The following is a 12,640-nucleotide window of genomic DNA, read 5'->3' as shown; positions in this document are numbered from 1 at the left end:
ATCCAGACTTCTGGCAAGAAGCCGCTGGCATAGAGCTGCGCAAGAACGTCGGCGTCGATCGTCGTTTTGATCTTGGCATAGGCAACGATAAACACCTGTTTCGGCTTGGCGATCCCCACCTTCTTCACATGCGGCGCAACCACAGCTGCAGCGGACGTCGCGTTGCCGGTGGCCTCGATCACCCCGACATCGTTCGGCGACAGCTTCGCGGCGAACGCCGCCAGCAGATCGCGCCGCATGTCGACGCGGCCGAGTCGCCTGAGCCTGCCCTCCTCCCATGCCACTGCTTCGGCGAAGGCGCGGTGAATATCCAGTCCGATGATAAGCATGCCCGTTCCTCCTTCTTGGCTCGGTCAAAGACGGGAGCTGGCGGGCAACACGACATCTACTGATCCGCGCTCGCAGCGCATCCGGGAAAGTCGCGAGGGGCGGCCATGTAACGAGCTCGGGCTCTCAGCCCACGGTCTATTGACGGCCTGCCTGCACCTTTGTGCTCCCGGTGCCCCACGTCCCGGATGGGCTCACCATAAGGGCGTTCCAAAACAAGAACAGCAGGACGAGAAGGCACCACAGATCACATACCGGATAGCGGCAAGGCCAAGCGCTTCGTTCAGATAGGCTTGCGCCAATGGGCTTAGGCCGAGCCTACAACAGCTCTCAAAAACGCTGCCGGACTGCTGCATTGGCTCGCCGATACAATTGGCACAGGCCTCACGGCAGCTTAGGATCAAACCGCCCATCAGTCGCCTCGGACTGGAAAGGTGCACCCTATTAGGTTCCACGCCTAGCTAGGTCGGGGCCGCCGAAGACGCTGGTTGATAGACCGGCGCCATCGGCCCGGCGTTTCAAACTGCCAATCTCTGACCTGCACAGTACGAACGATTGCTCGCTTCGGCAGATCACGCGGCTCATATGTCGGACCTTAACGTCATCCATCATAAACTTTTTGCGACAAAAGATTGCAAGAATGCTAAATTGTTAAAGTCGTTTGTTTCGGTTAAAGGCATCCATCCCATGGATGGCTGATGACATGCGTTTCAAAGGACTTGATCTAAATCTCCTCGTTGTGCTCGACGCACTCCTGACGGAGCGTAATCTCTCGGCGGCGGCACGCAGGATTAACCTGAGTCAGCCCGCCATGAGTGCGGCCGTCGCCCGACTGCGCGATTATTTCCGCGATGAACTGTTTACGATAAGAGGTCGCGAAAGATTTCTAACCCCGCGTGCGGCAGCATTTGCCCCCGCAGTTCGCGACGCTCTCCAGCACATCCAGTGCTCGATTATTTCTTCGGATCCGTTTGACCCAGCTCGAGCCGATCGCCTCTTCAGGATCATTCTTTCCGATTTCGTCACGCTCGTGTTTTTCGAAAAGCTTGTGGAGCGTATTTCACGGGAAGCCCCCGCCGTCAGCTTCGAACTGCTGCCTGTCGACGATAGCCCCGATGAGCTTCTCCGGCGCGGTGACGTCGATTTTCTAATTCTACCGGATATGTTCACGTCGAGTGTGCATTCAAGCGTTGCGCTGTTTGACGAGAAGCTCGTGTGCGTAGGCTGTCCCACAAACAAGCAGCTGCCACAGCAGCTTACATTCGAGAGATACATGTCGATGAGGCACGTCGCGGTCAGGTTCGGGCGTACGATGAAGCCGTCTATCGAGGAATGGTTTTTGCTTGAGCATGGCCTTAAGAGACGTGTCGAGGTCGCCGTGCAGGGCTTCAGCATGATTCCACCTATGGTGTCCGGCACAGCTCGTATAGCGACCATGCCCTTACGGCTGGTCAGGCATTTCGAAAAAACGTTCCCCCTGCGGGTTATCGAACTTCCGCTGCCATTTCCCACATTCACCGAGACCCTCCAATGGCCGGCCCTCCACAATAGCGATCCGGCAAGCATCTGGATGCGGGAGATAATGATACAGGAGGCATCTCGGATGGCTGCCCCGCTGTGAACCCACGGAAAATTCAGGCGCACCTATAGTCACTACTCCTGTCACCATCTACTTTGACGACAATAGCCCTCGCCGGATAAAGTCGATGCTGGCGGCAAGTGCGCCTGCGAGATCGTCCAGAGAATGGACTTCCTCGACCAGCTCGAATGAGAAAGGTCCCGCGTAGCCGCCATCCAGCAGCGCCTGAATCTGGCTGCCATTGTCGGAACCTGCAAGAAAGCGATCGGGGTAAATCCAGAAGGTCGGGTCGTTTACGCTTGAAATGTGCACCAGGCCGGTAAGCTCGCAGAACAGGCATGTCTCCCCGGCCAGGGTGTGGTGGAACGTGTCGTGCACGAGGCGAAAGACGGACTGGCCATCAACCGCGGCAACGGCCTCGGCCGCTTCCTTCTTTGATCGAAGCGAGCAGGTTCGGAAACCCAGCGGCTCGATGAGACCGATCAGACCCCGCGACTGGAGGATTGGCTTGATCTCGTTTAGAGCGAAACGAAGATTGTCCTGGCGCTCGCTATTGGTGGGCCACGAGCTGCGGTTGGCCGGCACCAACACGAGCGTCTCCGCCCCGCACGCCGTCGCATAATCGGCGAGGTTGCTTGCCTCGGCCTGACGCGTTGGAGTCCAGTCGTTGAACCGCTGCAAGGCGTTGACAGAGATGATCGTGACGCCCGCTTCGGTAGCGGCCAACCGAACGTCCGCAGCCGGAATGCCGCGTGCGACAGGATTGCTGAAATGAGGGTAACGGATTTGGACGTCGGTCAGGCCTTGGTCACGGGCAAGCGCGAAAAGCGCACTGACGTCAAGGCGGGGCGCCGCCATGTGATCGAGTGCAAAGCGGGGCGATACCTGGCGCATTGCTTGACTTTCCTTCCATGAAGCGCGGCTGCCATTTCGGCATCCGGCTTCTTTCAAGACGGAACCACGCCGGTTCACAGATCGGACAGAGACGGCCGAGTCAATCGAGCTTTCCTTTCATCGGTGAAAGGAAAATGGGCGCTCATGATAGAAATCCATCAAGGTCAAATATTTTCCGGAAGATAAATGTCGAACGGCAGAAATGTCTGCCCCGGGCTCTCCGCGACGCCGGCTTTGATGGCCCGCTCCATTGCCATTATCAGCTCCTGGCAAAGTCGGCGCATTGGCGTGCCGACCGCCATCGTCAAGATGTCATCCGCAAGCGCCCCACGTGACTGCGGCGTCATTTCACTCACGATCGCGACGAGATCCTGACCGCTCCCCTCTTCTCGGAGCGCGGAAATTGCCCCCTCTATCCCCCCGCCGGCCATATAGAAGCCGACGAGCTCTGGTTCCCGCTGCATAAGATCCAGCAATTTTTCGTAAGTGAGCTGCCGTTCATCAAGGTTCACGAGCGCATCAAGCACCTCGAATTTTGGCGCGTTCTCACGAAAATACGCACGAAAGGCCGTTTCCCGCGTCGCATGCGCCTGGAAGCGATGGCTTCCGACAAACACCGCCACCTTGCCGGGCCGTTTTGCGGCCTTGGAAAACACCCAAGCGGCAGTCCGTCCGACCTTGCTGTTGTTGAGGCCGATGTAGCCCTCGCGCACGCCATCGGCGAAGTCGGATAGCAGCGAAAATACCGGGATACCTTTCGCCTTGAGCTCCTCGACTGATGCTGTGATTTTCGGGTGATCGGCCGCCACCATGGCGATCGCCTGGCAGCGGCTCCCAAGGTCCTTAAGAAGCGGGAGCAGGTCACGCGGCAAATGTGACTGCGCGAACTCGATGATCGGAAGGCCGTGGAAGGATTTAGCCATACTGACCGACTCTTCGATCTTGCGAGCGAAATCTTGGTAGAAATCGTGGGTAGGTTTTCTCAAGATGAAGCCCAGCTTGTAGTGCGGCAGGTGCTGCTGCAAGCGCTGTTTGATGAGACCGGCAGCATGATAGCCGATCGCGTGCGCGGCCGCATGGACCCGCTGGGCGGTCTCCTCTCGCACCGGAAGGCGGACGTTCAGAACCCGATCGACTGTTGCTACGCTGACTCCGGCTTCGCGGGCGAGATCGGCTATTGTGACGCGCTTTCCCCTAGCGATTCTGATCGGCCGGTCCTCCATCATCCGGTGCGCTCCCGCGACGGCTTGGGGCGGCAAGCTGAAATAGTTCCCCCACCCCGCGGATAGCGCATTCGACGAACAGCGCTCCATGCGCACCCAGATGAGTCTCCGTGAACCGTTCGTTTGCTTAGGGGCTTCATGGTGTTGTATTACTCACTGCGTTAGTACTCTATTTCCAGCGCTCTTTGGAGGCTGGCAATTCGACTGTTGTGTCAAGGCCGCTACTTACACGTCGCGCTGTTGCGATCTTGCTTGCGGGGAGCCAGTTTGATGTAACCCTAACCGCGGAAAGCGGTTTCCATCCGTGACTGGTCCAATTCGCCTTCCCAGCGAGCGACAACGAGCGATGCCACCGCATTACCGACTAAATTCGTCAGCGCGCGGCATTCCGACATGAAGCGGTCCACGCCAAGAATTAGAGCCATTCCGGCAACGGGAACACTCGGCACGACAGAGAGAGTAGCGGCCAATGTGATGAAGCCGGCGCCGGTGACGCCTGCCGCACCCTTCGAGGAAAGCATCGCAATTAGCAGCAGGAGGATCTGATCGGCAATTGACAAATCTGTGTTCGTCGCCTGGGCGATGAAGAGGGCGGCGATCGTCATGTAGATATTGGTACCGTCCAGATTGAATGAGTATCCAGTAGGGATGACGAGACTTACGACCGAACGGGCGGCGCCGGCCTTCTCCATCTTCTCCATTAGCGAGGGCAGCGCGGCCTCCGAGGAGGACGTTGCCAGGACAAGCAGCAGCTCGTCCTTGATGTAGCGGACGAGAGAAAAGATCGAGAAGCCGTTGTAGCGGCAGACCGCGCCGAGAACCCCGAACACGAAGAGGAAGGCGGTAAGATAGAACGTCGCGACCAGTATCGCGAGGTTGGCCACCGAACCGATTCCGTATTTGCCGATCGTAAAGGCCATTGCGCCGAAGGCGCCGATGGGTGCAGCCTTCATCAGAATGCCGACGAGCTTAAAAATGGGGGCGGTAAGCGCCTGGAGAAAGGTAACGACCGGCCTGCTCGTCTCTCCGGTCATCGCCAAAGCAATGCCGAACAGGACCGAGAAGAACAGGACTTGCAGGATGTCGCCTTCCGCGAAGGCACTGGCAATCGTTGACGGGATGATGTTCATCAGGAAGCTGGTCACGGACTGCTCGTGAGCCGTGGCCACATAGCCCTTAACGGCTTGGACATCGAGCGAGGCCGGATCGATGTTGAGGCCGGCGCCAGGTTGAACGATATTCGCGACAATCAGTCCGACAACGAGTGCAAGTGTCGAGAAGGTGAGGAAATAAACCATCGCCTTGGCGGCAACTCGGCCGACCTTCTGCAGATCGCTCATGCCGGCAATGCCGGTCGCAATTGTCAGGAAGATGACAGGTGCGATAATCATCTTGACGACTTTGATGAAGGCATCGCCGAGCGGCTTCAGGCTCTGGCCGGTTTCCGGATAGAGGTAGCCAATTGCGGCTCCCAGGACTATGGCGGCAAGCACCTGCACGTAGGTCCGGGCAAAATGGGGCTTGCGGGGCGCTGCGATCGCGCGGGGGACTCTTGGAACCAACACCGTTTCTCTCTCCCTGACCGGATCGGGGTGGGGGCTCCTCCTTCTCCCATGCTGCGCTCCGGTCGAGCGCTGCTGTCATCTCGGAGCAAGCGCCGTGCCAACTGGAGGCCTGTCCCGTCCAGCGAGATTGGTGCGGGTTGCGCACTGGAACCCTCCACCTTTGCCGGAATTTGCACTCAAGGCTCGCCAAAGATCGCGTCTGAAGAAGTGCTTCGCCAGAGAGGGAATTGACCAGGTCGCCTTGCGGCCGTGTCTTTGATGTCTGCCGCAGATCGACTGCCGGCCGATATCTCTGTCGTCTTGGTGACTTTGGTTTGTCAGTTTTGCGACGGAATGCGCGCAAACTGCAGGATATCCTACACGCCCATCAGAGCACGCGGTACAAGCGATTAAGCGTAGGAGCGCATTGAATCTCCGAGGTCAAAAAATCTTGAATAAGGTCCCCGTGCGAAGTGAATCCGCAACTCGTCAAAGTTCTCCACCGTTTGATCCAGCGGTCGCGTTTCCTGGCGCTGCAGGATGGCGTTATCTGATGGCTCAAGCGCTGGAACGCCCAGGAAATCCCAAACCGCTCCCAGGCATTGGGCAGGTTCGTGAAGTAGGCTCTCGTATTCCATTACAAGCAGGTTGGTCGACGTGAAGGAGTCCATAACGCGAGCGTGAAAATCGTCGGCGGCTTTGAAATAAGCCTCACAGTCGGCGATTGACAACCTGACGCTCGGTGGCCGAGCGGTATCGTTGTCCCAGCTGAACTTCAGCCAGTGACCGCTTTCCCTGGCCTGCACAAAGGATCGGAGCGATTCCAATACGTTTCGGCGAACAACAAGGATGACCTTGAGTGCTGGCCAACGAGCCAGTTCCGCAAAGAATGCGGGACGCTCGCGAAACTGAGGTTCATTGATCTTGCATCCAAGATGCGTCACATTCTTGTAGTCGCGCATAGGGCAGCGCACATAGGCAAGCTCAAGAAGCTCGCGATCCGTGCCTAGCAGGCGATCAGTGCTGGGCCAATTGGGATCATATTCGTTTAGCAACTCACCGTTACTCAAAACGGTCGGATGCTCGTTTAGCAATTCTTCTAAATAGTGTGTTCCGGTCCTTGGCATAGCAAGGATCACAAAAGGCTCAAGAGTTGCTTCGTTGTGGGTCATTGCATGTGTATCCAACTAAATAATGGCCGCGACGGTCTGTGGACGCGCACAAGAAGCTTGGCTGCTATCGATTGAACGCTCCGGGTGGGTCCGCGCCTCACCATCCAGCCTGTTCTTCGAGGTGTGGTCGCGAAGCTGGGCGGGTGCCTGCAGCGGCTGGGTGGCGCCCGGCTTCGGCGTTGTACCACTCGCGATTCCTAGCATACGCATGCCTCCGGGCCGCTGTGGGCAGTTTGCATCCGGCATTGCGGACCTCCTTCTGGTTAATGGGTGTAAGCAAGCGTCAACGCATTAGTCGTCGATGAAACAGTCCAGCCGACAGAAAAAAAGGCAATACAGCGAACATGCAAAGTGCGCCTATATGCAGCCCTACATTGTCGCCCAGGCGGCCGAGCATCACCGGACGGATTAGCTCGATAGAATTCGCCAGGGGCGAGAAGGCCGCAATCTGCTGAAACACTCCTGGCAATTGGCCGACTGGAAAAACCGCGCCCGAAAGGAACAGCATGGGTGTGATGACAAGCGTCTGATAGAAAATAAAATAGTGATAACTGGGCGCGAGCGCGATGACGAGCATGGCCAGGCTCGCAAAGGCGAATCCGGTGAGAGCGACGACCGGTAGCACGTAGAGAACCGACGTCCACGCGGCATAACCTAGCGCGGCCGCAACAATCGCAATTGTCGTACCGGCCAGAAAAGCCTTTGTGGCTGCCCAGGTCAATTCACCGAGAACGATGTCGCCGAGGGTAAGTTGTGTGTGCAGGATTGCTTCCCAAGTGCCCTGATCGCGCATTCGACCGAAAACCGCGTAAATTGTTTCGAAGGTTGATGCTGTCATCGCGCTCGTCGCAACCATGCCGGCTGCCAGAAAGGCGATGTAGGATGCACCTTCGATGCGGCCTACCAACAGTCCAAGGCCAGTGCCGAGCCCGAAAAGGTAAATCATCGGATCAGCAAGGGTGCCGAGCATTGAAGCAAATGCCACCTTCTTCCATGCCAGATGATTGCGGCGCCACACCGCCATCCAGTTCCAGGCGTTGGCGGGTAGAGCGGCCGCAAAACGTTCACCCATTGCTCACTTCTCCATCTCACGTCCGGTTAACCGCAAGAAAACGTCCTCCAGACTGGGTGGACGCTCTAGAATACGCAGACCCGCTCGACCGCGAAGCTGGATGCGCACATCCTCCGGCTCAGGCGCATAGCAAAAGAGCGTCTCGCCGCTTACCTCGACACGCTGAACGTACGGTCTGATCAGCGAAATCAGCTCCTGTGGATTACCGCCGAAGATCTCGATCACGTTGCACCCAATGTACTCGTCGATCAGCGCATGAGGACTGCCCTCGGCGATCTTGCGTCCCCGCTCGAGAACACACAGCCGATCACAAAGCCGCTCAGCCTCTTCCATGAAATGGGTGGTCAAAATGATCGTTTTTCCGCTCGCCAGCAGGAAACGAAGTCGCTCCCAGATCAGATGGCGGGCATGCGGGTCGAGGCCGGTCGTGGGCTCATCCATCACAAGCAACTGGGGGTCGTTGATCAGAGCACGTGCCAGCGTCAGGCGCCGCTTCATCCCGCCGGATAGCAGGCCGACACGTGAATCCGCCTTGCTCTCAAGGCGAGCGAACTCGAGCAGCCGTGGGATGACGGCGTTGATCTCTCTTGTACTCATGCCGAAGTAGCGCCCGAACACCAACAGGTTCTCACGTACCGTAAATTCCAGGTCGAGATTGTCGAACTGCGGGACCACGCCTATGCCCTTGCGGGCCAAGCGGCTGCGTGCCGGCACTGGTAGACCGAGGACTGTTATATCACCCGCGTCAGGCCGGGTCATACCGAGGAGCATACGCGCAATCGTGCTCTTGCCTGCGCCGTTAGGCCCCAGCAGACCGAAGCACTCTCCCGATGCAACGGTGAAGGACAGCCCGTCCACAACGAGCTTGTTTCCGAATAATTTGGTTACGCCGGTAAGGTCGATTGCTACATTGGACATGCGTCTATCTCAAGCGGAATGAGTCCGATTGGCCACCGGCAGCTTACTTGCGAATTCTGGTTCAGAGCAGGCCACCGCCTTGAGATGACACCTTTGGAAAGTCGCGGCCGGAGCGACGTGTGTATCGCTTCCGCCAAAGAATAACGTCAAGATGCCACGTGTCGCTTCCACATAGTCCCCGTTCTGACCATAGGTAACTCGACAAGCTTCACCCCGTGTCGACTGACACAACTTACTCGGTCACTCGGCGCTGCAAGGCCGTCAGACTTCACTAGCTGTGAGCGAAAGATCTGCAGTATGAAGTGACTCCGCAATTCCAGAATTGCCCGCAGCATTTGCTCCGCCAAGCGGCATCGCGCTTGTGATTTCCTTTGTGCTGCTGTTGGGCAGGGGAACACTTTTACGCGACAGCCAATCGCTATTGCTCAATGTACACAGGGCGTAAGCCTTCAAGGGGATCAACAGGAATATCCTGATTAACGCGTGCATTGAATAGCCGATGAATCGAAGCTGCCGAGTGCGGAAAGATAACACCGTAGATCTGATTATGGTCATCGTGACAATAGCCAGCACCGTCCACCAATTTACTGTATGTGAAAATAGTAACTCACCGAGCGCCGTTACTACCGCGATGCCGAGCAACAATGGGCCGAGATTCTCTCCCATCACATCCAAAGTTAGATAGCGATCCAGGCCACGCAGTAGACCTCGCGCAAGCATCGTGTCCCGGAAAGTGCTTCGTGCCCAGCGGAGTTGTTGGCGCAAATAAGGTCCCATCTTGTCCGGAACGACTGTCGCCGCGACGGCACCTGGAACGTACTCGGTTCGAAAGCCTGCTTTCAGCATGAGGATCGTAAGATGACGGTCTTCACCGAAGTCGCTTGGTTTCCCCCTGAACAGCTGCGTCTCGTATTGATCCAGCAGAGAAAGGAGACAAGACCGGCGGTACATTGCACATGGGCCGCAGCAGCACATGACCGCACCAAAGCGACCTTGCGCCGCGCGCTCCTCATTGCAAGCCAGCCAGTATTCCATATCGATCAATCGGGTCAACCAAGTGTCGCTGCGGTTGTATGCCGTCAGCTGGCCCATGGCCGCTCCGACCATGGAATCCCGCATTTTTACTGCAAGCTTCGTGATGACGTCGGACGCAAGTGTCGTGTCAGAGTCGACGCTGAGCACGAAATCTCCAGATGAGCGGCGGATGGCGGCGATCTGCGCCTTGCGTTTGCCAACATTTTCGCGGAGCAGAATGAAATTGAATCTCGGGTCGCCCTCGTAGGCGTGATGTACCGGGATGACGGCATTACGATTTCCAGAACCGTCGTCAACCAGATAGACCTGAAATGTTCCGGAGTAATCTTGATTTGCAATGGAAGCTAAACACGCCGCGAGTGTGCGCGGGTCCTCATTGTAGCAGGGGATAATGACATCCACGCTCGGCCAACGGTCGGATCCGAACAAGCTTTCCGACGGCGGCGTAACATTTTCCGGTTGGGAGTAGACCGCTTGCATGCCTCTGTAAACAGTCGAGAGCACCGCATAAGACGAAACGGCAACAGTACTGGCTGTGGTGAGAAGGTCCATAGGATCTCTGTTTGTTCAGGGATGTTGAGGAAGTGATCGGATTACAAATCCGCGGCCGTGCAATTCTGGAATTAGGCGTGACAACGCTGTCACCGTCTGGTCGCGCAGACTGGCTTGATTGCCTGGTTGCAATTCGTCGGGAGCGCACCCGTCGTGCAACAGCACGATTGCGCCCGGCCGGATATCGGCGAGCACTCTGTCGACGATGGCGTCAACGCCGGGGCGAGACCAGTCGCGTGGATCAATGGACCAATGGACGGGCGCCAATGCCTCACCCGCTAATGCAGCGATTACTTCTTCGGTCCAGATGCCATAGGGTGCACGAAAGTACCGAACCATGGCCTGCGGGCAAGCCATCCCTATGACTCTGTTTGCCTCAACTATCTGGCAGTCGACTTCGACGGACCCGCATTTAGCTAGGTCCGGATGAGTCATCGTGTGGTTGGCTATACCGTGGCCGTCTGTAATAATTCGGCGAACGAGTTCCGGCTCGTCGGCCGCGTAGGCCCCAACAACGAAGAAGGTCGCCGGCACCTGATGTTGCGCCAGCACATTGAGTATCTGCGGTGTGAAAAATGAATTGGGACCGTCGTCAAACGTCAGATAGACGCTGCGCTCTGCAATGCGATCGGCATTGTCACTCTGCCCTTCGCATATGTAGTCCAGAGGCTTCATAGTTCCGGACCGTTCCGGTCGATCAGGGTACCAGACGGCCACTCGTCCATCGAGCGTCCGATCGGCGAAACCAACACGAGTACGTCTTCCAGGCGCGTGGGCGGCAGGTCGGGATGCACATCTGGACGGGTCGACCGTACGCGAACGCCCGACACAATGTTCGCGAGGCCGGCTCTGCAGAATCTTTCGACATGGTTTCGCAGCGCGTGCCGAACCGTGCCGAAAGCGAATGGAACACCCAACTGATGGAGCACTGGGTACGCCACGCGCATCGAAAAACCGATTCCGAGCCCTTCAAGATCCGGACGAACCGCGTACAGGCCCAATTCAGCGACGATCAAGTCGACCTCGCCAACTTTGATGAAGCGCCGCAGCATGCCGATGTGAGCCGCTACCCCATGCGCGTCGTAGCCGATTGCGCGGAATTCCGGCCTCGCGCCGGCCCAACTGCGGCCGCCTTCGAATGGCTCCGCGTTGAAGGCGCCAGTCCGTCCATAGGTCTTTCGAAAAAAGTCGGAGAGTTCGACATGGTCGGCCAGTTGCAGCTCATTTTCCCAGCACAACTTCCACTCGACATTCGGACGCATGGAAGACCTCACCTTGTAGCTGTCTGGTTGAGATAAATGTCCAAGCATTGATTAAATAATTGGCGTCGCGCCAACGGGGCGTAACTTGTGGGGACCGCCGAAAGACCAAGCCGCAATGCAGATGCGACTGACTTTGTACGCCCCGCACACCAGATGATGCTCCTCAGATCCAACGCAACCATCGGAACTACCTATCTTTCCAACTTGAAGCGCTTCTATGGGACCTGCAGCAAAAACGGTAAAATCCTTTGTTTAGATGAAAGGTATCCACGCTTTGGATAACTGGGCGAATGCGTTCCATATGGCTGGTCAATTATCGTCGTCACGCTCGAGGCACTTCTGACGAAGCGCAAAGCTCACGCCCGCGGCACGCGCGGCCGTTGCCGGGCCGCGCGATTATCTCCGTAAGAGCCGAGTGGAGCTCAGACACGACGATTGATCAGAATCTGATTCGCGGGTTCAGTATCTCTTTCGTGTATCCAGCTCTGGGCTGTCCTTTGGCGGGAGTTAGGTTCGCCCAGGTTCTGAGCCTGGGGCGTTGGCCCGTTCGCCGCGCAGGCTCCTTCGCACATCGTCGAGGCCGAGAAAGAGGGGCCACACAGCTCCCCCTGTACTTTCCACCACCCGACACCAGCGCTCACCCAGGGCGCCGGCCTTGCTCACCTCAACGGATAGCGCACTCGCGCCGCTTCACGATTAAAAGAATTCTACAAGCAAGATGCCTGTTTGATCGAGAGACGTCCGCTGCCAATTCCCGCATCGCAGAGGCAGCCAATAGCGCTCGCTTTACATAGTGGTCCGGCAAGCAGCTAGATACGACAGGTGACCTCAAATGAGGCGTCTTGCATGGCTTCTACACCTGCCTGAATGCCAGAACTGCGTTCGTACCGCCCATGGCGAAGGCGTTGCTCATGGCGACGCGCACCTTGCGCTCCCGCGGCACATTGGGTGTGATGTCGAGGTCGCAAGCGGGATCTGGCTCGCGATAGTTGGCGGTCGGCGGCACGACGTCCTCTTGGATTGCCATCACGCAGGCGATCATTTCAAGCGCGCTCGCTGCGC

At 57.4% G+C, this 12,640-nt stretch carries 10 protein-coding genes and 2 pseudogenes; 1 reads left to right on the top strand and 11 read right to left on the bottom strand.

Annotated features, from left to right (window positions below; genetic code table 11):
• Positions 1 to 329, bottom strand: a pseudogene (locus tag EN943_RS27885) (IS110 family transposase); the annotation flags it as partial.
• A 701-nt stretch (positions 330 to 1,030) separates the two neighbouring features.
• On the opposite strand from EN943_RS27885, the gene EN943_RS27880 reads away from it, so the two are divergent.
• Positions 1,031 to 1,948 (top strand): LysR family transcriptional regulator, encoded by a 918-nt coding sequence (locus EN943_RS27880; protein ID WP_063170390.1) that lies wholly within the window; start codon positions 1,031 to 1,033, stop codon positions 1,946 to 1,948.
• Positions 1,949 to 1,996: 48 nt separating this feature from the next.
• Here the strand turns inward: EN943_RS27880 and EN943_RS27875 are convergent, their stop codons facing one another.
• The 10 genes and pseudogenes from EN943_RS27875 to EN943_RS27830 form a co-directional block, all read right to left on the bottom strand.
• Complete coding sequence (locus EN943_RS27875) at positions 1,997 to 2,800, bottom strand: TIM barrel protein (RefSeq protein WP_063169395.1); 804 nt, start codon at positions 2,798 to 2,800, stop codon at positions 1,997 to 1,999.
• A 164-nt stretch (positions 2,801 to 2,964) separates the two neighbouring features.
• Positions 2,965 to 4,026 carry a LacI family DNA-binding transcriptional regulator gene (locus EN943_RS27870; RefSeq protein WP_051695606.1) on the bottom strand — a complete coding sequence of 354 codons (1,062 nt, stop codon included), beginning with the start codon at positions 4,024 to 4,026 and terminating at the stop codon, positions 2,965 to 2,967.
• Positions 4,027 to 4,301: 275 nt separating this feature from the next.
• Complete coding sequence (locus EN943_RS27865; protein WP_210326678.1) at positions 4,302 to 5,585, bottom strand: dicarboxylate/amino acid:cation symporter; 1,284 nt, start codon at positions 5,583 to 5,585, stop codon at positions 4,302 to 4,304.
• A gap of 392 nt (positions 5,586 to 5,977) precedes the next feature.
• Positions 5,978 to 6,739, bottom strand: coding sequence for a sulfotransferase domain-containing protein (locus tag EN943_RS27860; RefSeq protein ID WP_063169397.1), 762 nt, complete (start codon positions 6,737 to 6,739; stop codon positions 5,978 to 5,980).
• Positions 6,740 to 7,022: 283 nt separating this feature from the next.
• Positions 7,023 to 7,811: an ABC transporter permease gene (locus EN943_RS27855; RefSeq protein ID WP_063169398.1), complete on the bottom strand. Its 789-nt coding sequence runs from the start codon at positions 7,809 to 7,811 to the stop codon at positions 7,023 to 7,025.
• A gap of 3 nt (positions 7,812 to 7,814) precedes the next feature.
• On the bottom strand, positions 7,815 to 8,729 hold the full coding sequence (gene nodI / locus EN943_RS27850) for a nodulation factor ABC transporter ATP-binding protein NodI (RefSeq protein WP_024505873.1): 915 nt from the start codon (positions 8,727 to 8,729) through the stop codon (positions 7,815 to 7,817).
• Between the two features lie 261 nt (positions 8,730 to 8,990).
• Positions 8,991 to 10,316, bottom strand: a complete 1,326-nt coding sequence (gene nodC, locus EN943_RS27845) for a chitooligosaccharide synthase NodC (RefSeq protein ID WP_063169399.1) — start codon at positions 10,314 to 10,316, stop codon at positions 8,991 to 8,993.
• Positions 10,317 to 10,331: 15 nt separating this feature from the next.
• Positions 10,332 to 10,991 (bottom strand): chitooligosaccharide deacetylase NodB, encoded by a 660-nt coding sequence (nodB, locus tag EN943_RS27840; RefSeq protein WP_063169400.1) that lies wholly within the window; start codon positions 10,989 to 10,991, stop codon positions 10,332 to 10,334.
• On the bottom strand, positions 10,988 to 11,578 hold the full coding sequence (locus tag EN943_RS27835; RefSeq protein WP_063169401.1) for a NodA family N-acyltransferase: 591 nt from the start codon (positions 11,576 to 11,578) through the stop codon (positions 10,988 to 10,990). Before EN943_RS27835 ends, nodB begins: the two co-directional genes overlap by 4 nt.
• A gap of 853 nt (positions 11,579 to 12,431) precedes the next feature.
• Positions 12,432 to 12,640: pseudogene (locus EN943_RS27830) on the bottom strand (beta-ACP synthase); the annotation flags it as partial.

The organism is Mesorhizobium sp. M7A.F.Ca.US.006.01.1.1, assembly GCF_003997935.1.
Taxonomy (GTDB): domain Bacteria; phylum Pseudomonadota; class Alphaproteobacteria; order Rhizobiales; family Rhizobiaceae; genus Mesorhizobium.
This window is presented reverse-complemented; position numbering and strand designations above follow the sequence as displayed.

What these genes read in the sequence shown, in the direction of transcription:
- EN943_RS27855 (WP_063169398.1), bottom strand. Translation starts at nt 7,811, where the DNA reads ATGGGTGAACGTTTTGCGGCCGCTCTACCCGCCAACGCCTGGAACTGG.
- EN943_RS27835 (WP_063169401.1), bottom strand. Translation starts at nt 11,578, where the DNA reads ATGCGTCCGAATGTCGAGTGGAAGTTGTGCTGGGAAAATGAGCTGCAA.
- EN943_RS27875 (WP_063169395.1), bottom strand. Translation starts at nt 2,800, where the DNA reads ATGCGCCAGGTATCGCCCCGCTTTGCACTCGATCACATGGCGGCGCCC.
- EN943_RS27880 (WP_063170390.1), top strand. Translation starts at nt 1,031, where the DNA reads ATGCGTTTCAAAGGACTTGATCTAAATCTCCTCGTTGTGCTCGACGCA.
- nodI (WP_024505873.1), bottom strand. Translation starts at nt 8,729, where the DNA reads ATGTCCAATGTAGCAATCGACCTTACCGGCGTAACCAAATTATTCGGA.
- EN943_RS27860 (WP_063169397.1), bottom strand. Translation starts at nt 6,739, where the DNA reads ATGACCCACAACGAAGCAACTCTTGAGCCTTTTGTGATCCTTGCTATG.
- EN943_RS27870 (WP_051695606.1), bottom strand. Translation starts at nt 4,026, where the DNA reads ATGATGGAGGACCGGCCGATCAGAATCGCTAGGGGAAAGCGCGTCACA.
- nodC (WP_063169399.1), bottom strand. Translation starts at nt 10,316, where the DNA reads ATGGACCTTCTCACCACAGCCAGTACTGTTGCCGTTTCGTCTTATGCG.
- nodB (WP_063169400.1), bottom strand. Translation starts at nt 10,991, where the DNA reads ATGAAGCCTCTGGACTACATATGCGAAGGGCAGAGTGACAATGCCGAT.